The sequence below is a fragment of the Pseudomonas sp. TSRC2-2 genome, assembly GCF_049897785.1.
Classification (GTDB): domain Bacteria; phylum Pseudomonadota; class Gammaproteobacteria; order Pseudomonadales; family Pseudomonadaceae; genus Aquipseudomonas.
This window is the reverse complement of the sequence record NZ_JAFCWZ010000001.1, coordinates 550,515-570,525: the sequence shown is the minus strand read 5'-3', so window position 1 is coordinate 570,525 and position 20,011 is coordinate 550,515. Positions and strand designations below refer to the sequence as shown.

17 protein-coding genes are annotated in these 20,011 nt (G+C 60.6%); 11 read left to right on the top strand and 6 right to left on the bottom strand.

What is annotated here, in order from left to right; genetic code table 11:
* Positions 1-138 precede the first annotated feature (138 nt).
* The 3 genes from ACP7D9_RS02660 to pncA all read left to right on the top strand — a co-directional run bounded on the left by ACP7D9_RS02660 (position 139) and on the right by pncA (position 1,409).
* The gene (locus ACP7D9_RS02660) at positions 139-498 is read left to right on the top strand and encodes a DUF2834 domain-containing protein (protein WP_426155593.1); all 360 of its coding nucleotides are present in this window, start codon (positions 139-141) and stop codon (positions 496-498) included.
* Between the two features lie 65 nt (positions 499-563).
* Positions 564-731: a hypothetical protein gene (locus ACP7D9_RS02655; protein ID WP_157830861.1), complete on the top strand. Its 168-nt coding sequence runs from the start codon at positions 564-566 to the stop codon at positions 729-731.
* Positions 732-782: 51 nt separating this feature from the next.
* A complete protein-coding gene (gene pncA / locus ACP7D9_RS02650; RefSeq protein WP_426155512.1) occupies positions 783-1,409 on the top strand; it encodes a bifunctional nicotinamidase/pyrazinamidase in 627 nt (208 codons plus the stop codon).
* Positions 1,410-1,414: 5 nt separating this feature from the next.
* Here pncA and ACP7D9_RS02645 read toward each other — a convergent pair whose 3' ends face one another.
* Complete coding sequence (locus ACP7D9_RS02645) at positions 1,415-2,716, bottom strand: ATP-binding protein (RefSeq protein WP_426155510.1); 1,302 nt, start codon at positions 2,714-2,716, stop codon at positions 1,415-1,417.
* A gap of 4 nt (positions 2,717-2,720) precedes the next feature.
* Positions 2,721-3,422, bottom strand: a complete 702-nt coding sequence (locus ACP7D9_RS02640; RefSeq protein WP_016774890.1) for a response regulator transcription factor — start codon at positions 3,420-3,422, stop codon at positions 2,721-2,723.
* Between the two features lie 265 nt (positions 3,423-3,687).
* On the opposite strand from ACP7D9_RS02640, the gene ACP7D9_RS02635 reads away from it, so the two are divergent.
* The 8 genes from ACP7D9_RS02635 (at position 3,688) to ACP7D9_RS02600 (ending at position 14,141) form a co-directional block, all read left to right on the top strand.
* The gene (locus tag ACP7D9_RS02635) at positions 3,688-4,845 is read left to right on the top strand and encodes an efflux RND transporter periplasmic adaptor subunit (RefSeq protein WP_101157246.1); all 1,158 of its coding nucleotides are present in this window, start codon (positions 3,688-3,690) and stop codon (positions 4,843-4,845) included.
* Between the two features lie 15 nt (positions 4,846-4,860).
* Entirely contained in the window at positions 4,861-7,953 is a 3,093-nt protein-coding gene (locus ACP7D9_RS02630; protein ID WP_426155507.1) for a multidrug efflux RND transporter permease subunit, read from the top strand.
* A 146-nt stretch (positions 7,954-8,099) separates the two neighbouring features.
* Entirely contained in the window at positions 8,100-8,741 is a 642-nt protein-coding gene (locus ACP7D9_RS02625; RefSeq protein WP_101157242.1) for a DUF1345 domain-containing protein, read from the top strand.
* A gap of 141 nt (positions 8,742-8,882) precedes the next feature.
* The gene (locus ACP7D9_RS02620; RefSeq protein WP_101157240.1) at positions 8,883-9,908 is read left to right on the top strand and encodes a LacI family DNA-binding transcriptional regulator; all 1,026 of its coding nucleotides are present in this window, start codon (positions 8,883-8,885) and stop codon (positions 9,906-9,908) included.
* A gap of 85 nt (positions 9,909-9,993) precedes the next feature.
* Positions 9,994-10,776 carry a sugar phosphate isomerase/epimerase family protein gene (locus tag ACP7D9_RS02615; protein ID WP_426155504.1) on the top strand — a complete coding sequence of 261 codons (783 nt, stop codon included), beginning with the start codon at positions 9,994-9,996 and terminating at the stop codon, positions 10,774-10,776.
* Complete coding sequence (locus tag ACP7D9_RS02610; protein WP_397478463.1) at positions 10,769-11,794, top strand: sugar kinase; 1,026 nt, start codon at positions 10,769-10,771, stop codon at positions 11,792-11,794. The genes ACP7D9_RS02615 and ACP7D9_RS02610 overlap by 8 nt, the downstream gene beginning before the upstream one ends.
* Before the next feature lie 57 nt (positions 11,795-11,851).
* Positions 11,852-13,150, top strand: coding sequence for an MFS transporter (locus ACP7D9_RS02605; RefSeq protein WP_076562678.1), 1,299 nt, complete (start codon positions 11,852-11,854; stop codon positions 13,148-13,150).
* A gap of 13 nt (positions 13,151-13,163) precedes the next feature.
* Complete coding sequence (locus ACP7D9_RS02600) at positions 13,164-14,141, top strand: 2-hydroxyacid dehydrogenase (RefSeq protein ID WP_101157232.1); 978 nt, start codon at positions 13,164-13,166, stop codon at positions 14,139-14,141.
* 276 nt (positions 14,142-14,417) lie between these two features.
* On the opposite strand, the gene ACP7D9_RS02595 is transcribed toward ACP7D9_RS02600, so the two are convergent.
* The 4 genes from ACP7D9_RS02595 to ACP7D9_RS02580 form a co-directional block, all read right to left on the bottom strand.
* Complete coding sequence (locus ACP7D9_RS02595) at positions 14,418-15,605, bottom strand: pyridoxal phosphate-dependent aminotransferase (protein WP_426155501.1); 1,188 nt, start codon at positions 15,603-15,605, stop codon at positions 14,418-14,420.
* 41 nt (positions 15,606-15,646) lie between these two features.
* A complete protein-coding gene (locus ACP7D9_RS02590; RefSeq protein ID WP_426155499.1) occupies positions 15,647-17,272 on the bottom strand; it encodes a methyl-accepting chemotaxis protein in 1,626 nt (541 codons plus the stop codon).
* Positions 17,273-17,576: 304 nt separating this feature from the next.
* Positions 17,577-18,716 carry a glycerate kinase gene (locus ACP7D9_RS02585; RefSeq protein ID WP_313001578.1) on the bottom strand — a complete coding sequence of 380 codons (1,140 nt, stop codon included), beginning with the start codon at positions 18,714-18,716 and terminating at the stop codon, positions 17,577-17,579.
* 148 nt (positions 18,717-18,864) lie between these two features.
* Entirely contained in the window at positions 18,865-19,983 is a 1,119-nt protein-coding gene (locus tag ACP7D9_RS02580) for a sugar diacid recognition domain-containing protein (RefSeq protein WP_426155497.1), read from the bottom strand.
* Between the last annotated feature and the right edge of the window lie 28 nt (positions 19,984-20,011).

Genomic DNA, 20,011 nt, shown 5'->3' with positions numbered 1-20,011 from the left:
ATAATGCTTGGCTGGCAGCGCGATACGATGAAAGTCATGGGCTGGAAATTAGCCTGTCGGCGGATGACAAGTCAATGGTCAATTGTGCGTCGCGCCGGTAGGCTGGCGATTCTGCTCATCACACCAAGGAAGGAAAGCATGATGCCCATCGCCCTGCCTCTCAGCGCTTTGCTCGCGTTCAGCGGCTACACCGTTTCGGTAATGCTCCAGGCTGAACAATCCCTGATCGACTTCGGCATCAGCCTTATGTCGCGGCCAGACACCGCGCAGGTGGTGATCGATCTGTATCTGCTGGCGACGCTCGCCGGGGTGTGGATGGTCAAGGACGCCAAGGGTCGCGGCCGATCGGTCTGGTCTGTGGTGCCGTATTTGCTGCTGACGGCAGTGTTCGTTTCGATAGGGCCGCTGTTGTATCTGGTGGTTCGCGGGATCCGAGACCGGCGCAAATCAGGCACGAAGGCGTCCGCCTGGCCCCACAAATTTGAATCTTCCGAATGACTGAACAGTCACTGCAAAAGAGCACAACAACTTCCGCTCCAAGCCGATGAAAGTGGAGATTGACCATGAATATCCGTCAAATGTTGTTCGCCGTCCCGCTGCTGGTCGCCGCCCTGTCCAGCCCTGCTGTTTTCGCCGTCGATGAAAGTGACGCCGTGAAAAAGCCTGAGTGTCCGAAAGGCCAGGTCTGGGACAGTAAAACCCAGCAGTGCGTATTGCAGACCAGCGGCTGACAGGAGCCCTGCTAGACTGGCCAAGGTTTTTATTCTCAGGAAGATCTCCCTGTGCCAATTTCGTCCCGCGCTGCATTACTGGTTATCGACGTTCAGAACGATTTCATTCCCGGCGGCCGATTACCGGTGCCTGAAGGTGAGCGGATTGTGCCGCTGATCAACCGGCTCGCGCGCCAGTTCAAGCAAGTCGTGATTGCTCAGGACTGGCACCCGAGTGGGCACATCTCGTTTGCATCCAGTCATCCCGGACGGCAGCCCTACGAGGTCATCCAATTGCCCTACGGCCCACAGACGCTGTGGCCCGAGCATTGTGTACAAGCCAGCGCCGGCGCCGAATTGCATCCAGAACTGGATTTACCGCACGCGCAATTGATCATCCGCAAGGGCTGCAACCCCGACATCGACAGCTACTCGGCCTTTCTCGAAGCGGACCGAAGTACCACCACCGGGCTTGCCGGCTATTTGAAAGAGCGTGGCGTGGACACCGTTTATATGGTTGGCCTGGCCCTGGATTTCTGTGTGATGTTTTCGGCGCTGGACGCGCGGGCGGCGGGCTTCAATGCCTGTGTGGTGGTGGATGCGTGTCGGGCAATTGATCTGGACGGTTCGCTTGCGGCCGCCATTACGCGGATGCAAGAGGCCGGCGTCAGCCTGATTCAATCATCTGATATCCGTTAGGAGATTCAGGCCGTGGCCGGCAACCACAGCCTGAATCGCGCTCCACCCAAGGGCGAGCTCTCAACGGTCAACGTACCGTCCTGCGCTTCGAGCGCGCGACGGCTGATCGCCAGGCCAAGGCCGAAACCACCTGTCGCGCGATCACGGCTGCGATCAAGTCGATAGAAGGGTTCAAAGATCCGCTCGCGCTCGTCGTCGCGAATGCCGATGCCGTCATCGTCGACCCAGATTTCACAACCACCGGCGATGACCTGCACGCCAATCTGAATGCGTTTTTCGCAATAGCGCATGGCGTTGCGCAACAGGTTCTGAATGGCCCGGGCAGTCAGGCGCGGATCCAGTGCAAATCGTTCGAGCTGACCGTGCAGCAGAACGTCAATAATAATGTCTGGCGATTCCAGCTCCTCGTCGACACTGCCAAGAATGCTGTCGATAAACTCGTCCAGCGACACCTCGATGCGCTCGGGCGATTGTGCCGGGTTCTGCAAGCGGCTGTAGGAAAGCAATTCCAGCACCAATTCATCCAGCTCACGGATATGCGCGACCAGGCTCTGCAAACGCTCGCGGCTGGCGGCGGGCAGGTCTTCGGACAACGCCAGGGCCAGGCCAAAATCCAGGCGCGTCAGCGGTGTACGCAGCTCGTGGGAAACAGCGTTGAGCAGATCGCGTTGCTGGTTGAGCAGGTTTTCGATATCGCCCGCCATGGTGTCGAACACGTTGGCCAGGCTGCCAATGTTCGAACTCGGCGCGATTTTGGTCCGCTCGCTCAAATGGCCTTTGCCGAAGCGTTCGGCGGTGCCTTTCAAGCGCTCAAGATCGCGCCAGTGCGGCCGCAGCCAGAGCAACAGGCAGCCGAGCAACATGGCGCCGATCAGCACATTGATGCTCCAGTACAACAGATCGACGTCAACCGGATCGGGCGGCACGACCATGCGCACGGCCATGTCCGCATTCAACGGAGTCACCGCCAGCGTCCGCCAGCCCCAGTCGCCGATGCGCACGACGTTTTCACCACGGTGCAGACGTTCCTGCTCGATGGGCGTAAACGCCGGGTCATCAATTGGCGTCAGGACGATGTGCAACGGTTGGAATTCCTTGTCCATCGCCGCAGCAATCGCCGGCCACTGCTCTTGCGGCGCGGCATGGAACTGCTTGGTGATCAGCGACTGCAGACCTCGGGAAAACTCCAGGTTGTAGGTGACGAATCGATCGCGAAAGACCATCACCACCAGATCCGGCACCAGATAGATCGCCGCGCTATAGGAGACGATCGTCACCAGATACAGGCGAAACAGGATGCGAAACATCAGCTCAGCATTCCCACTCGGAGCGGCTGAAAAGATAGCCCTTGCCCCACACGGTCTTGATCTTGCGCGCCTCGCCGGCGTGATCATCGAACTTGCGCCGCAGTTTGGAAATCGCCACATCCACCGAGCGGTCGGTGCCGTTGAATTCGATACCGCGCAGGCGCTGCAGAATCTGATCGCGACTCAACACTTCGCCGGCATGCCGGGCCAGCACTACGAGCAAATTGTATTCGCCGCTGGACAGCTCAACCGCTTGATCGCGCCAGGTCACGGTGCGCTCGGACAGATCAATGCACAGATTGCCCATGACAATGCGGTCATTGACCGCCAGCGGTTCGCCGAGGCTGCTACGCCGCAACAACGTGCGCACCCGCGCCAGCAGCACCCGGGGCTCGCAGGGTTTGGTGACGTAGTCGTCAGCGCCCATTTCCAGGCCCAGCACCTGATCATGACTGTCATCGCGAGCCGTCAGCATGAGGATCGGCAGCGTCGCCGAATCAGCCCGCAACAAGCGGCACACTTGCAAACCATCGAGGCCCGGCAACATGAGGTCGAGAATAACCAGATCCGGCGGACTGATGCGCGCCCGCTCGCGCACATGGTCGCCACGGCCAATGACGCTGACGGAATAGCCGTTGCGCTCCAGATAGCTGGAGATCAGTTCGGCGAGGGCGGTGTCGTCTTCGACCAGGAGGATGTTGGGCATGGGGTGTTCCACATATTGCTGTGGTGAATGTCAGACCGCTTTCGCGAGCAAGCTCGCTCCCACATGGGTTTTGCATTGTTCGCAAACACATCTGACAGCGCGAAAGTGGTTTAACCGTCACAAAAGAATTCAAGGATCGCAGGATATACGCCCCCGCCCGCTCCTGAGCAAAACCCTTACACAATTTCACACAGCAGCTACAAAGCTTCACCGCTAACCTCCCCGACTGGCCGTAGGATGCGGCCTTCAATATTGGGGGTTGTACATGTCTGGAAAATTGCTGGCCGGGCTCGGCCTGATCGCATTGGCGCTGACGCTGAGCGCGTGTGATTCGTCCTCGAATGCCGAAGAGCAAGCATCACCGGCCACGGTTCGCGTGGAGACCGTCAAAACCCAGCCGCTATCGATCAGCAGCGAGTTGAGCGGGCGCATCGCCGCGCCACGGATGGCCGAAGTGCGTGCGCGAGTCGCCGGTGTGGTGTTGCAGCGCACCTACCGCGAAGGCAGCGACGTGAAAAAGGGTGACGTGCTGTTCCGCATCGACCCGGCGCCGTTCAAGGCTGATCTGGACAGCGCAGAAGCTGCGCTGCGCAAAGCCGAGGCCAACGCCTTCCAGGCAAAACTGCAAGAGCAACGCTATGCGCAGTTGATCGAGGACCAGGCCATCAGCGGTCAGGACTACGACAACGCCCGCGCCGCTGCCCGGCAGACTGCTGCCGACGTCGCCGCCAGCAAGGCAGCGCTGGAACGGGCGAAGCTGAACCTCGGTTATGCCACCGTCACCGCGCCGATCTCAGGGCGTATCGGTCGCGCGCTGGTCACCGAAGGTGCGCTGGTCGGACAGAACGAAACCACGCCGCTGGCGCTGATACAGCAACTCGACCCGATCCATGCCGACCTGACCCAATCGACCCGAGAACTCAATGAACTGCGACGTGCGTTCCGTTCCGGGCAGTTGCAGCAAGTCGGCCAGGATCAGGCCAAGGCCACGCTGATTGAGGATGACGGCAGTCTGTATCCCTTGCCCGGCAAGCTGCTGTTCAGCGACATCACCGTCGATCCGGGCACGGGTCAGATCATCCTTCGCAGCGAATTTCCCAATCCGGATCTTGACCTGCTGCCGGGCAGTTTCATCCGCGTTCGCCTTGAGCAGGCAACCATCCAGAACGGCATCACCGTGCCGCAACGCGCAGTGCAGCGTGACAGCGCCGGCATTGCTCAAGTGCTGACCGTCGATGAGCAAATGCGCGTGGCGCAGCAACCGGTGCAACTGGGTGCAGTGCAGAACAATCGCTGGATCGTCACCGGCGGCCTGAAGCCCGGCGATCGTATCGTCATCGAAGGCCTGCAACACGCCCGCCCCGGGGAAAAAGTACAGATCGACGAAACCCCTCTTCCACTTGCCCAGAACGCTGGTCAGTAAGCAGGACGCTCTTTTATGCCGCAGTTCTTTATCGACCGCCCGGTGTTCGCCTGGGTAGTCGCCCTGTTCATCCTGTTGGCCGGTGCGCTGGCCATTCCGCAGTTGCCGGTCGCGCAATACCCCGACGTCGCACCGCCGCAGATCGAAATCTATGCTGTCTACCCGGGCGCCTCGGCGCAGACCGTCGATGAAAGCGTGGTCAGCCTGATCGAGGAAGAGCTCAACGGCGCTGACCACCTGCTCTATTTCGAATCGCAAAGCAGCCTCGGTAGCGCGACGATCAAAGCAACGTTCCAACCGGGTACCAATCCCGAGCTGGCGCAGGTCGATGTACAGAACCGCCTCAAGGTGGTCGAGTCGCGCCTGCCGCAAGCGGTCAATCAACAGGGTTTGCAGGTGGAGAAAGTCTCTTCCGGTTTCCTGTTGCTGATCACCCTGACCTCCAGCGACGGCAAACTTGATGACGTGGCGCTCAGCGATTATCTGGCGCGCAACGTGATGAACGAGATCAAACGTCTGGACGGTGTCGGCAAAGCGCAGCTGTACGGCGCCGAGCGAGCCATGCGCATCTGGATCGATCCGCAGAAGCTCATCGCCTTCAACCTGACGCCGGCTGATGTCAACGAAGCCATCATTGCGCAGAACGCGCAGGTCTCGGCCGGCAGCATCGGCGACCTGCCGTCACCTTCGACGCAGGAAATCACCGCGACGATTCTGGTCAAAGGCCAATTGTCGACACCGCAGGAATTCGCCGACATCGTGCTCAAGGCCAATCGCGACGGCTCCACGGTGCGCATCGGTGATGTTGCGAGGGTCGAGATCGGTAGTCAGGATTACCAGTTCGGCACCCGTCTGAACGGCAAGCCATCTACCGCCGTCGGCGTGCAACTGTCACCGGGCGCGAACGCACTGAACACTGCCACGCTGGTGCGGGCGAAGATGGATGAACTGGCGCGCTACTTCCCGGCCGGCGTGGAATACAAGATCCCTTACGACACTTCGCCGTTCGTCAAAGTCTCGATCACCAAAGTGATCTATACCCTCGGCGAAGCGATGCTGCTGGTGTTTGCGGTGATGTTCCTCTTCCTGCAGAACGTGCGCTACACCCTGATCCCGACACTGGTGGTGCCGGTGGCGTTGATGGGCACTTTTGCAACCATGCTGGCGCTGGGCTTCTCGATCAACGTATTGACCATGTTTGGCATGGTATTGGCCATCGGCATTCTGGTGGATGACGCCATCGTTGTGGTGGAGAACGTCGAGCGCATCATGGCCAGCGAGGGCTTGTCGCCCAAGGACGCCACGCGCAAGGCGATGACGCAGATAACCGGGGCGATCATCGGCATCACCCTGGTGCTGGTGGCGGTGTTTATTCCGATGGCCTTCATGCAGGGTTCGGTCGGGGTCATTTATCAGCAGTTCTCACTGTCGATGGCCACCTCGATTCTGTTCTCGGCATTCCTCGCCCTGACCTTGACGCCAGCGCTGTGTGCGACATTGCTCAAACCCATTGCCAAGGGCGAGCACCACGAGAAGTCCGGTTTCTTTGGCTGGTTCAACCGCCGTTTCGAGCGGTTGACCGATCGCTACCAGGGTTGGGTCGGGTACGCGCTCAAGCGCACCGGTCGCTACTTGCTGATTTACGTCGTCCTGCTGATTGGACTCGGAATCTGTTTCGCGCGCCTGCCCTCTTCGTTTCTGCCGACCGAAGATCAGGGCTACACCATCACCGATATCCAGCTGCCGCCCGGCGCGACCAAGAACCGTACCGTGCAAGTGGCTGAACAGCTCGAAGCGCACAACGCCGGTGAGCCGGGAATCAGTGACAGCGTGGTCATTCTCGGATTCAGCTTTTCCGGTAGCGGGCAAAACGCAGCGCTGGCGTTTTCGACACTCAAGGATTGGTCTGAACGTGGCAGTGACGATGCCGCCAGCTCGATTGCCGACCGCGCCAATGCTGCCCTGAGCCAGATCAAGGACGCCATGGCCTTTTCGGTGCAACCGCCGCCGGTGGATGGCCTCGGCAATTCCAGCGGTTTCGAGTTTCGCCTGCAGGATCGCGGCGGCCTGGGGCATGCGACGTTGATGCAAGCGCGCACGGAACTGCTCGCCGCTGCGGAGAAAAGTCCGGTATTGATGAACGTCCGTGAAAGCGCCCTGGCCGAAGCGCCGCAAGTGCAGTTGATCGTCGACCGCAAGCAGGCGAATGCCCTGGGTGTGTCGTTTGCCGACATCGGCAATGTCCTGTCCACGGCGGTGGGTTCCAGCTACATCAACGATTTTCCCAATCAGGGCCGCATGCAGCGCGTGGTCGTGCAAGCCGAAGGCGATCAGCGCAGTCAGGTAGATGATTTGCTGAAAATGCACGTGCGCAATAACGCCGGGAACATGGTGCCGCTGTCGGCTTTCGTTCAGGCCAACTGGATACAAGGGCCTGCGCAGTTGACCCGGTATAACGGCTACCCGGCCATTGCGATCTCCGGCGAACCGTCGCCGGGGCACAGCACCGGTGAGGCCATGGCCGAAGTCGAGCGTCTGGTAGCGCTGGGGCCTAAAGGCCTGGGCCAGGAGTGGACCGGTCTGTCGCTGCAGGAGCGCCTGTCCGGCAATCAGGCGCCAATTCTGCTGGGCCTGTCGTTGCTGGTGGTGTTCCTGTGTCTGGCGGCGTTGTACGAGAGCTGGTCGATTCCGACCTCGGTGTTGCTGGTGGTGCCCTTGGGCGTACTGGGCGCGGTGTTGGCGGTGACGCTGCGCGGAATGCCCAACGATGTGTTTTTCAAGGTTGGCCTGATCACCATCATTGGCCTGTCGGCGAAGAACGCGATTCTGATCATCGAGTTCGCCAAGAGCCTGTATGACGAGGGGCACGACCTGATCGACGCGACCTTGCAGGCAGCGCGCTTGCGGTTGCGGCCGATCGTGATGACCTCGCTGGCGTTCATTCTCGGCGTGGTGCCGTTGGCCATTGCCACCGGCGCCAGCTCGGCGAGCCAGCAGGCGATCGGCACGGGCGTGATCGGCGGGATGATTACGGCGACGCTGGCGATTATCTTTGTGCCGGTGTTCTTCGTCGTGGTCATGAAGCTCGTACAACGATTTACCAAATAGCACTGATCCAATTGTAGGAGCGGCCGAAGGCCGCGATCTTTTGACTTTGCTTTTAAAAGATCAAAAAATCGCAGCCTTCGGCAGCTCCTACAAAAGCCGGATCGCCTGCGCTATGGTGCGCTGACAGTTCACCAACGTGAGTCACCATGCGCTTCCTCGCCCGCACCCACCCTCGCCTTTCCGCTGCCGCCCTGCTCGGTCTTGCCACCGGTCTGCTGGCCCCTGCCGATTCCATCGTCAGCAAAATCCTCAGCGGCTGGAACGCGGGTGTCTGGACTTATCTGATCCTGATGCTCTGGCTGACCGTGCGCGCCAAGGCACCGGACGTCAAACGCATCGCTGAAGTCGAAGACGAGAACGCCGGCCTGGTGCTGTTCGTGGTGTGCATTGCCGCGCTGGCGAGCCTGGCCACCATTACCCTCGAACTGGCCGGCAGCAAGGACCTGGATAGCAGCCAGAAACTGCTGCATTACGCGTTCACCGCACTAACGGTGATCGGTTCATGGCTGCTGATTGGTGTGATTTTCTGCGTGCACTACGCCAGATTGTTTTACACCTGGGACGGCAAGGAGCCGGCACTGCGTTTCGCCGAAGGGCTGACTACGCCCAATTACTGGGATTTCCTGTACTTCTCCTTCACCATCGGCGTCGCTGTGCAAACTTCGGATGTAGGCGTCGCAACGCGGGGCATGCGCAAAATCGTCCTGGCGCAGTCGCTGATCGGCTTTGTGTTCAACACTGCGATTCTGGGTTTTTCCATCAATATCGCCGCCGGTTTGTTTGGTTAGCGAATCACCCGTCCGTCGGTATCAGATGCCGCCCGGGTGATCATTTACTTGACGACAGATTTGTTTCTGGTGTTTCCTGAAACCGGTTTCAGAGTGGCCATTGCTCCCAAACCTATAAATCCAATAACAAGGTTTCAGCCTGTGAACGACTTTTCCGCCGCCCAGCGCAGCCGCGTGACCATGCTTGATGTTGCCGAACGCGCTGGCGTGTCAAAGGCCAGTGTCTCGCGCTTTATCGGCGATGACCGCGCGCTGCTCTCCGATGCAATCGCCTTGCGCATCGAGCAGGCCATAAACGAACTCGGCTACAGCCCCAACCAAATGGCCCGTGGCTTGAAGCGCGGGCGTACGCGCCTGATCGGCATGCTGGTCGCCGATATCCGTAACCCTTATTCGATTGCCGTGATGCACGGGGTGGAAACCGCCTGCCGTGCGCACGGCTACAGTCTGGTGGTGTGCAACACCGATCGCGATGACGAGCAGGAGCGCCAGCATCTGGCGCTCCTGCGCTCGTACAACATCGAGGGGCTGATCGTGAACACGCTGGGCCACCATCGTGACGAATTGCACGAGCTGCGCCGCGAGATGCCGCTGGTGCTGGTGGATCGCAAGGTCAAAGGCATCGACAGCGACATGGTCGGGTTGAACAACCCGCAAGCGGTTGAGATGGCACTCGCACACCTTGAACAGCGTGGCTATCGGGATCTTCTGCTGGTCACCGAACCATTTGACGGCACCAGTTCGCGGGTCGAGCGGGTCAGCAGTTTTCAGGCGCAGATCGCTCAGCGTTCAGGGTTAACCGGGGCAGTTGTTGAAACTGATGATGATCTGGCGAGCCAACTTCAGACGTTCATGAACAACACCAATGCCGGGCCGAAAGCGCTGTTTTGCGCCAATGGTGTGGCAGCGTTAGCCGCGACGACGGCGTTGCACCAAATGGGTTGCCGGTTGTTCGAGGATGTCGGGCTCATCGCCCTGGATGATCTCGACTGGTACCCGTTGGTGAGTAGCGGGATTACTGCGCTGGCGCAGCCTACACAGGAAATTGGCGCGCGAGCGTTTGAGTGTCTGCTCAAGCGTTTGCGTGGGGATGATGCGGCGGCACGGGTGGTGGATTTCGCACCGTTGCTGATCGAGCGGGGCTCGACCCGAGGAGTTGATGTCTGAACTGCTCGCGAATGCGCAGGGACAACACAGAAACACCTGATATTTTTTTGAACAAAAATGAAACCGGTTTCAGAGGTCGATAACAATGAATAAACCAGCCGTTTCCATCAGTCTGTCCAGCTACGGTGCCGAGGTCGTGCGCCAGCGTGGGCAGGATGCTTTTGTCGACATTCTCGCGGCCGCCGGCGCCAATCGCATCGAGTGGCGCGAAGAGTTGCTGACCCGCGAAGACCCGGCGCAACTGGCTCAGGCCACTCGGGCGCAAGGCTTGCAAAGTATCTATTCCTCGCCCACAGAACTGTGGCTGGCAGGGCAAGCGCAACCGAATCCCGAATTGATGACCGCACTTCAACGAGCCCAGACGTTCGGGTCGAAATGGCTGAAAGTCTCGCTCGGCTACTTCACTGACAACTCTGACTTGCAAGCGCTGGCCGAGCGACTCCAGCAGAGCCCGGTGCATCTGCTGGTGGAGAACGACCAGACTTTGCACGGCGGACGCATTGAGCCGTTTCAGCGTTTCTTCGCCGCCGTCGAGCAACACAACCTGCCGATCAAAATGACCTTCGACATTGGCAACTGGCACTGGCAGGACCAGTCCGCCGCCAGCGCCGCACGCGCGCTCGGCCGGCACGTCGGTTATGTGCATTGCAAAGCCGTGGCCCGCCGCGCCGACGGCAAACTGGTCGCCGTGCCACCGGCCATCAGCGACCTGCATCTGTGGGAACAACTGCTGCGGCACATGGACCAAGGCGTTATGCGCGCCGCCGAATATCCGCTGCAAGGCGATGACCTGGTGCAGCTGACCCGCGAGCACGTCGCCGCTCTCGCCCGCCTTGGTCAATCGCGCCTGGAGCCAGCTCATGTCTGAGATCGATATTCTTTCCTTTGGGGAAACCATGGCGATGCTGGTCGCCGAGCAGACCGGCGATCTGGCGCAGGTCGAGCACTTTCACAAACGCATTGCCGGAGCCGATAGCAATGTCGCGATCGGCTTGTCGCGTCTGGGTTTCAACGTCGCGTGGCTGAGCCGGGTCGGGAATGATTCGCTCGGGCGCTATGTGGTCGAAACGCTGATCAAAGAAGGTCTGGATTGCAGCCACGTCGAAGTCGATGAAAACCGTCCCACCGGGTTCCAGTTCAAATCGCGCAACGACGATGGTAGCGACCCGCAGGTCGAGTATTTTCGGCGCGGCTCGGCGGCCAGTCATCTGTCGCCGCACTCCATCACCGACAGCCTGCTCAGCGCCCGCCATCTGCACGCCACGGGCATTCCACCGGCGCTGTCCGCTTCGGCGCGGGAAATGTCCTTGGAACTGATGACTCGGATGCGCAACGCCGGGCGTAGCGTGTCGTTCGACCCGAATCTACGCCCAAGCCTGTGGGCCAGCGAGGGCGAGATGATCCGCGAAGTCAACCGCCTCGCCGCTCTCGCCCACTGGGTGCTGCCGGGGTTGAGCGAAGGTCGTTTGCTCACCGGTTTCGACGACCCGGCGGACATCGCGGCGTTTTACCTGGATCAAGGCGCCGAAGCGGTAGCGATCAAGCTCGGGCCTGAAGGGGCTTATTACCGCACGCAGCTGGATCAGGGCTTTGTGGCTGGCGTGCCGGTGACGAATGTGGTCGATACGGTAGGCGCAGGCGATGGTTTTGCGGTGGGGATGATCAGCGCCCTGCTCGAGCATCAGAGCTTTGCCGAGGCCGTGCAGCGGGCGAACTGGATTGGCAGTCGCGCGGTGCAGAGTCGTGGCGATATGGAAGGGTTGCCCACTCGCCTGGAGTTAGCCGCTGAATTCGAGGTCGCTTTCGCGAGCAAGCCCGCTCCCACAGGTTTTGTGTACACATCGGACACTGTGGGAGCGAGCTTGCTCGCGAAGAGGCCAGCCTAGTCACCGCAAATAATCGAACCTGCTGCGACAAAAACAACAAGCTCAGGAGTCACTCCGATGAAAACCGCAACCCTCGCCACCCGCCGCTGGTGGTACATCATGCCGATCGTGTTCATCACTTACAGCCTGGCCTATCTCGACCGCGCCAACTACGGTTTCGCTGCTGCATCGGGCATGGCCGAAGACTTGATGATCACGCCGGGCCTGTCCTCGCTGCTCGGTGCGCTGTTCTTTCTCGGCTACTTTTTCTTTCAGGTACCCGGCGCGATCTACGCGCAAAAGCATAGCGTGAAGAAGCTGATATTCGTCAGCCTGATTCTCTGGGGCGGCCTGGCGACGCTGACTGGCGTGGTGTCAAACGCCTACTGGCTGATCGTCATACGCTTCATGCTCGGCGTGGTCGAGGCAGCGGTGATGCCGGCGATGCTGGTCTATCTCTGCCACTGGTTCACCCGTGCCGAACGCTCGCGGGCCAACACCTTTCTGATCCTCGGCAACCCGGTGACGATGCTGTGGATGTCGGTAGTCTCCGGTTATCTGGTGCAGCATTTCAGCTGGCGCTGGATGTTCATCATCGAAGGTCTGCCGGCGGTGCTGTGGGCGTTTATCTGGTGGCGTCTGGCCGATGATCGTCCGGCTCAGGCCAAGTGGCTCAACGAACAGGAAAAGCACGATCTGGAAAGCGCGCTCGCCGCTGAGCAGGTCGGCATCAAAGCGGTGAAGAACTACGCCGAGGCATTCCGTTCGCCGAAGGTGATCATTCTCGCGCTGCAGTTTTTCTGCTGGAGCATCGGCGTTTACGGTTTTGTACTGTGGCTGCCGTCGATCCTCAAGGCAGGCGCGCAGATGGACATGATCGAGGCTGGCTGGCTGTCGGCGCTGCCGTATCTGGCGGCCGTGCTGGGCATGCTCGCGGTGTCGTGGGGCTCGGACAAGTTGCAGAAACGCAAACGCTTCGTCTGGCCGCCACTGCTGATCGCTTCGATCGCGTTTTATGGCTCGTATGCCTTGGGCGCCGAACATTTCTGGTGGTCGTACACGCTGCTGGTGATTGCCGGCGCCTGCATGTACGCGCCGTACGGTCCGTTTTTCGCCATTGTTCCGGAGATTCTGCCGGCCAACGTCGCTGGCGGCGCCATGGCGCTGATCAACAGCATGGGCGCGCTCGGCTCTTTCGGCGGCTCATATCTGGTCGGTTATCTGAACAGCTCCACCGGTTCGCCCGGCGCCTCATACCTTTTGATGAGCGGCGCATTGCTGCTGTCGGTGGTGCTGACGATTTTCCTCAAGCCCGGCGCCAGTGATCGCGTCGTCGCCAAAGCCGTCGCCACGCCACGTGTGCCGGCGCATTCCTGAAAGGACTTTTGCCATGAAAAAACAGGTCGTGCTGTACAAGAAACTTTCGCCCGCGCTGATGGCGCGGTTGCAAGAGCAATTCGACGTGACGTTAATCGAAAGCCTTGATGCCGATGGCCTCATGCAGTTGCGCGATGCCCTGCCCCGCGCCCACGGGTTGCTCGGCGCCAGTCTGAAACTCGATGCGGCGCTGCTGGACCTGGCGCCGCAGTTGGCAGCGATCGCCAGCGTCTCGGTGGGCGTCGACAACTACGACATCGATTACCTGAGCCAGCGCAAGATCCTGCTGACCAACACGCCGGACGTGCTCACCGAAACCACCGCCGACACCGGTTTCGCCCTGATCCTCGCTGCTGCCCGGCGGGTGGTCGAATTGGCGAACATGGTGCGTGGCGGGCAGTGGAGCCGCAACATCGGGCCGTCGCATTTCGGTACCGATGTGCACGGCAAGACGCTGGGCATCATCGGCATGGGCCGCATCGGCGAAGCCTTGGCCCAGCGCGGGCATTTCGGTTTCGGCATGCCGGTGATCTACCACAGTCAGTCGCGCAAACCGGCGGTCGAGCAGCGTTTCGACGCGCAATACCGCAGCCTCGAAGATCTGCTCCAGCAGGCCGACTTCATCTGCCTCACCTTGCCGCTGACAGCGCAGACGGAACGTTTGATCGGCGCCGAACAGTTTGCGCTGATGCGGCCAGAGAGCATCTTCATCAATATCTCGCGCGGCAAGGTCGTTGATGAGGCGGCGATGATCGAGGCGTTGCGCAACAAGCGCATTCGCGCGGCCGGGCTGGACGTGTTTGAGCGCGAACCTTTGAATCATGAATCGCCGTTATTGCAACTGAGCAATGTGGTGGCGACACCGCACATGGGCTCGGCGACCCATGAAACGCGTGAGGCGATGGCGCGCTGTGCGGTGGAGAATCTGCTGGCGGCTTTGAACGGGCAGCGGCCGGCGAATCTGGTGAATGCCTCTGCATGGCAAAGCTGAGATCCCTGGCGCCTGCCAATCCGCCTTCGCGAGCAAGCCCGCTCCCACACGGAATGCATTTCAAAAGTGGGAGCAAACCTGCTTCCACAGGAGAATGCATTTCAAAGTGGGAGCAAAGCTGCTTCCACAGGAGAATGCATTTCAAGTGGGAGCAAACCTGCTTCCACAGGAGAATGCATTTCAAAAATGGAAGCAAACCTGCCTCCAGGGGGAACGCCATTTCAAATGTGGGAGCGAGCTTGCTCGCGAAGGGGCCAGCGAAGACGCTACAGCGTCTCAGGCCCTGCGCGCTTGAAGCAGCTGCATCGCACACAACGCAATCCTCGCGCAGGCATCCGCCAGTTTGACCCGATCCACCACCAGCCCGATGCGAATATGCCCCGCCGCGCTGGGTCCGAACGCTTCGCCAGCCAAGACTGACACGCCATACCCTTCCAGTAACCGCTCGGAAAACGCCTGGGCGCCGAGCCCGGTCTGGCGTACATCGACCATCACAAACATGCCGCCGTCGGGGCAAATCGGCTGCAAGCCGGGGCAGCCGTGCAATCGCTCGCACACCAGATCCCGACGCAATCGGTATTCTTCTCGCATCTGCGTGACTTCCGGCCAATCGCTTTGCAGCGCCACTTGCGCGGCCTTCTGTACAAAATCCGGCAAACCGAACAGCATGCTCAGCGACAGGTTCACCAGATGCTCAGCCAAAGGTTTCGGACCGATCATCCAGCCGATACGCCAACCGGTCATGGCATGGGATTTGGACAGGCTGTTGATGGTCGCGGTGCGCTCGGCCATGCCCGGCAGGCTCGCCGGGCTGATGTGTTCACCCTCGTATAAAAGCTCGCTGTACACCTCATCGCTGATCAGCCACAAATCATGACGAATGCACAGCGCCGCCAGTTCCTGCCAGATCAGCAAGGACAAACTGGCACCGCTGGGATTATTCGGGCTGTTGAGCAGCATGGCGCGAGTTCGCGGAGTGATGCGTGCAGCGACATCGGCCGGGTCGACGCGAAAGCCGTTTTCCGGGCGCACTGGCACCGCAATAACCTTGGCACCGCAGGCGCCAAACACACCTTCGTAGGTGACGTACATCGGCTCGGCGACGATCACTTCGTCGCCAGGATCGAGCAGACATTGCGCCACCGAATACACCGCGCATTGCGCGCCGGGCAGGACAATCACCTGATCAGGATCAACCTGCTGACCACTGCGCTGGCGATGACGCTCGGCAATCAGCCAGCGCAACTCGAGCCGACCGCGCACGTCGGCGTAATGGGTATCGCCGGCCAGCAGACTGTCGATAGCGCCATGCACGATCGGCAACGGCGTATCGAAGTCCGGATCGCCGACGCTCAATAACAAAACATCGACGCCCTCGGCGCGCAGTTCCAGCGCTCGGTCGTGAATCTGCCAGGCAGCGGCACCCTCCCCGGCGATTCGTTGGGTCAAGGCTGAATAGCGCATGTACGTCTCCTGTTAGCGCGGTTTCCAGCCTTCACCGTATCTCAAATCACGAAACGCGCCACCATGGCGTTCAAATCCACTGCCAGTCGCGACAGTTCGTGGGTCGCGGCGCTGGTCTGGTTGGCGCCGGCGGCCGATTGCGTGGCGAGGTCGCGGATGTTGACCAGGTTGCGATCGACTTCTCGTGAGACTTGCGCCTGCTCTTCCGAAGCGCTGGCAATGACCAGGTTGCGCTCGTTGATCTGGTGAATCGATTGAGTGATCTGCTCCAGCGCCACACCGGCCGCGCGGGCCATTTCCAGCGTGGACTGAGTGCGCTGATTACTTTGCTGCATCGACGAAACCGCTTCACCGGTGCCGTTCTGGATGCCGGCGACCATTTTTTCGATTTCCTGAGTCGATTGCGCCGTGCGATGGGCCAACGCGCGTACTTCATCCGCGACCACGGCAAAACCACGCCCGGCCTCGCCAGCACGCGCGGCTTCAATCGCGGCGTTGAGCGCCAGCAGGTTGGTCTGCTCGGCAATGGCACGAATGACGTCCAGCACTTTGCCGATGTCGCGACCTTGCGTAGCGAGGCCTTCGATCATCTGCGCGGTGTTCTGCACGTCGTGGGTCATGGTCTGGATTGCATCGACGGTTTTCACCACTTGATCGCGACCTTCGCGAGCGGCATGGGTCGATTGATTAGAGGCCTCTGAAGTCGACACGGCATTGCGCGCCACTTCCTCGACCGCAGCGGTCATCTCATTGACGGCAGTGGCGGCCTGTTCGATTTCATTGTTTTGCTGCTGCAAGCCACGGGACGCCTCTTCGGTAACGGCGCTGAGCTCCTCGGCTGCGGCGCCCAGTTGGGTGGCGGAGCCGGCGATCTGTTCGATGGTTTTGCGCAGGTTGGTCTGCATCGCGGCCAAGGCTTCGAGCAGGCGTGCCGGTTCGTCTTTGCCGTCGATTTCGATGGCTTTGCTCAGGTCGCCGCCGGCGATGGTTTGCGCGGCGAGCACGGCGCGGTTGAGCGGCGTGACGATGCTGCGGGTCAGCAACCAGGCCAGCAACACGGTGGCCAACGCGGCGATCACCGCGACGATGATGATCCCGGTGATAGCGCTGTCATAGTTTTCACCGGCTTTAGTGGCCGCCGCTCTGGCCCCGGCCGTATTCAGGCCGATCAATTTGTTGAGCTGCTCGCCCATCTGATCGGTACCTTCCTTGATGCGCGTGTTGATCAACGCACGCAGCGCTTCCAGATCGCCCTGGCGCGACAGTTCAAGCATCTGGTTCTGCGCTTGCAGGTAGTTATCGAGCGTGGTCGAAAACGTCTGGAAGACCGCGCGCTCTTCAGGGCCTGCCGGCAACGCAGCGTAGCTGGCCTGAGCTTTGCGCACTTTGTCGACCAGCACCGCGATGCGGGTTTCTGCCTCTTGCAGGCTGGCCGGTTCGCGGTTGACCAGCACGCGGAACGAGAGGATACGCATGCGCAGGACGTTTTCCGTGACCACGCTGAGGTGGGTCACGCTGGGCAACTGGTTGGTGTCCATGTCGATCGACGCCTGACGAATGACCGTCATGCGGCTGACGGCGAACACGCCGAGGACAATCACCAGCAAGGCGATGAAGGCAAAACCGAGGAAAGCACGGGGCGCGATATTCAGGTTACGCAGGGACATGGTCGGACTCTCGAAAGAAAGAAACTACGAGCATCCATGCCGTGAGCACTGGCCCATAGCGGGCGACAGTCCGGCGTCACTGAGTTGTGGATTTGTGTGCGCCTGATCGTTGTATCGGCCAGGCTTGAGGAAGGTTTCGGGTCTGCGATAAATATTTTTCGGTACGTTACAAGAATCTGCCCAGCCCCGCTGCCTTTGGTAGGAACTATCGAGTGCAACGAGGCTACGATCTTTTGACTGTTAAAAGCAGGATCAAAAGATCGCAGCCTCGTTGCACTCGACAGCTCCTACATAGGCAAGCCGATCAGCGGTTGGTGCCCAGTTGCCAGACCCGAGCGATGTCGGTAGCGCGTTCTTGCAGCAGTCGGGGTGCGTCGGCGCAGGCTTGTTCCAGGGTCATCGGCCCGCTGGTCACGGCGAACGCGGCATCAATGCCGTGTTGATAGAGTTGCTGATAGCCGTCGCCCAAGGTTCCGGCAATGACGATCACCGGTACGGCGTGCTGTCTGGCAAGCCGCGCGACACCGAACGGCGTCTTGCCGCGCAGGGTCTGCGCATCGAAGCGGCCTTCACCGGTTATCACCAGATTCGCACCTTTGACCGCATCAGCAAGGCCGACCAGTTCCGCCACCACCTCGACGCCCGCCTGAAACTGCGCGCCGAGAAACGCCTTTGCCGCGAATCCAAGTCCACCGGCCGCGCCGCTGCCCGGCTCGTCGCGCACGTCCTTGCCCAGCGCCTGCGCGCAAAGCTCGGCGAAGTGCCCCAGCGCCTGATCGAGTTGTTCAACCTGCGCAGGCGACGCGCCCTTCTGCGGGCCGAAAATCGCCGAGGCGCCATGCGGGCCGCACAGCGGATTGTTCACATCAGCGGCGATGTCGAAACGTACCTCGGCCAGACGTGGGTCAAGTTCACTCAGATCAAGCCGCGCCAGTTGCGCCAATGCCAGCCCACCCGGCGCCAACGGCTGACTTTGCCCATCAAGCAACTTCACGCCCAACGCCTGCATCGCCCCGGCACCGCCGTCATTGGTCGCGCTGCCGCCAATCGCCAGGATCACCCGTTGCGCACCGGCATCCAGCGCTGCACGAATCAATTCACCGGTACCAAACGTGCTGCTGATGCAGGCATCGCGCTGCACCGGTGGGACCAATTGCAGGCCGCTGGCTTCGGCCATTTCGATGATCGCGGTGTGGCTGTGCGGCAGCCAGCCCCATGCAGCTTCGACCGGCGCGCCCAAAGGGCCGCGCACACGGGCGCGGCGTAAATCGCCTTCACACGCTGCGAGAATCGACTCGACCGTCCCTTCGCCGCCATCGGCCATCGGGCATTTGACCAGCGTCGCCTGCGGCCATACCTGAGCCAGCCCGAGGGCAATGGCGTCGGCAACGCCCTGAGCACTCAGGCTGTCCTTGAACGAATCGGGGGCGATGACGATCTTCATGGGAATTCTCCGGTTGCAATGGCGTTCATGCTGCCAGTCGGCCCGCGCGTTGACGCCGGTCGGCTGCACAAGTGCCGTCGGCGTTTATTGTTCATTTCCACAAAAGTCTGGCGGCGGATGCTCGCGAAAAGGTTATGGAATACACCGATCAATTCGGATCAGTCTGCGGCAACAGCTGCACCCCCAGATACAACGCCAGCATCCCGTCCAGTTTCAACGGATCAACCCCACTCAATTCGGCAATCCGCTCCATGCGATAGCGCAGGCTGTTGCGATGAATGCCCAACGCCTCGGCGCAGGCCTGACTCTGCCCGTCGTGCTCGCACCAGCTGCGCAGAGTCGCCAGTAGCTGGCCGTTACTGTCCTTGGCGATGACCTTGCGCAGCGGTTTAAGCAGTTCGTCCAACGCATCATCGTTGCGATGACGCCACAGCATCACCGGCAAGCGATAACGATTGAGCGTCAGCAGTCTCGAATTCGGCAAGACGTCACGACCATACGCCAGCAAATCGCCGACCCGTCGATAACAGCGGCGCAACCCGGCCAGGCCATCCGCCTGCCCGCCGACGGCGATGCGCAGGATCTTCCAGCCGAGGCCATCGAGTTTTTCCAGCAGGCGATCGTGCTCGACGTTCTGGCTCGCCGGGCGGCACCACAGCAGCGACGATTTCGCCGAACTCACGCACCAGCTGTCGGGATAGCGCGACGTCAGCCAAGCGCTCAGTGCTTCCACGGTTTGTCCTGGGGCGTGCTCCAGACCCAGCTCGAACAGATAGGGCACCCGCGTCAGTTGCGGCTTGAGCCCAAGCTGTTGCGCCTCGTCGACCAGACGCGGCGAATCCCCCGCCTCGCTCAACAGCAACGCCAGCAGATCATCGCAACGCTGGCGCCGCCACTGTTGCTCGGCCTGCTGATTGCGCTGGCCGACGAGCATTTCGGCGGTCATGCGCACCAGTTCGGCGTAGGTGCGCAATTGCTCCGGCTCGCCGGTGATGCCGAGCACGCCAATCAAGCGCTGGTCGAGCAGCAGCGGCAGGTTGATGCCCGGTTGCACGCCTTTGAGATGCACCGCCGTCTGCGCATCGATTTCCACCACGCGCCCGTTGGCCAGCACCAGTTGCGCACCTTCATGCCGGGTGTTGATGCGTTCCGGTTCGCCGCTGCCGAGGATCAGACCCTGACTGTCCATGACGTTGACGTTGTACGGCAAAATGGCCATGGCCCGGTCGACGATATCCTGGGCAAGGTCGTGATCGAGTTCGAACATAGCGGCGGCAATCCTTCATTTCAGGCAC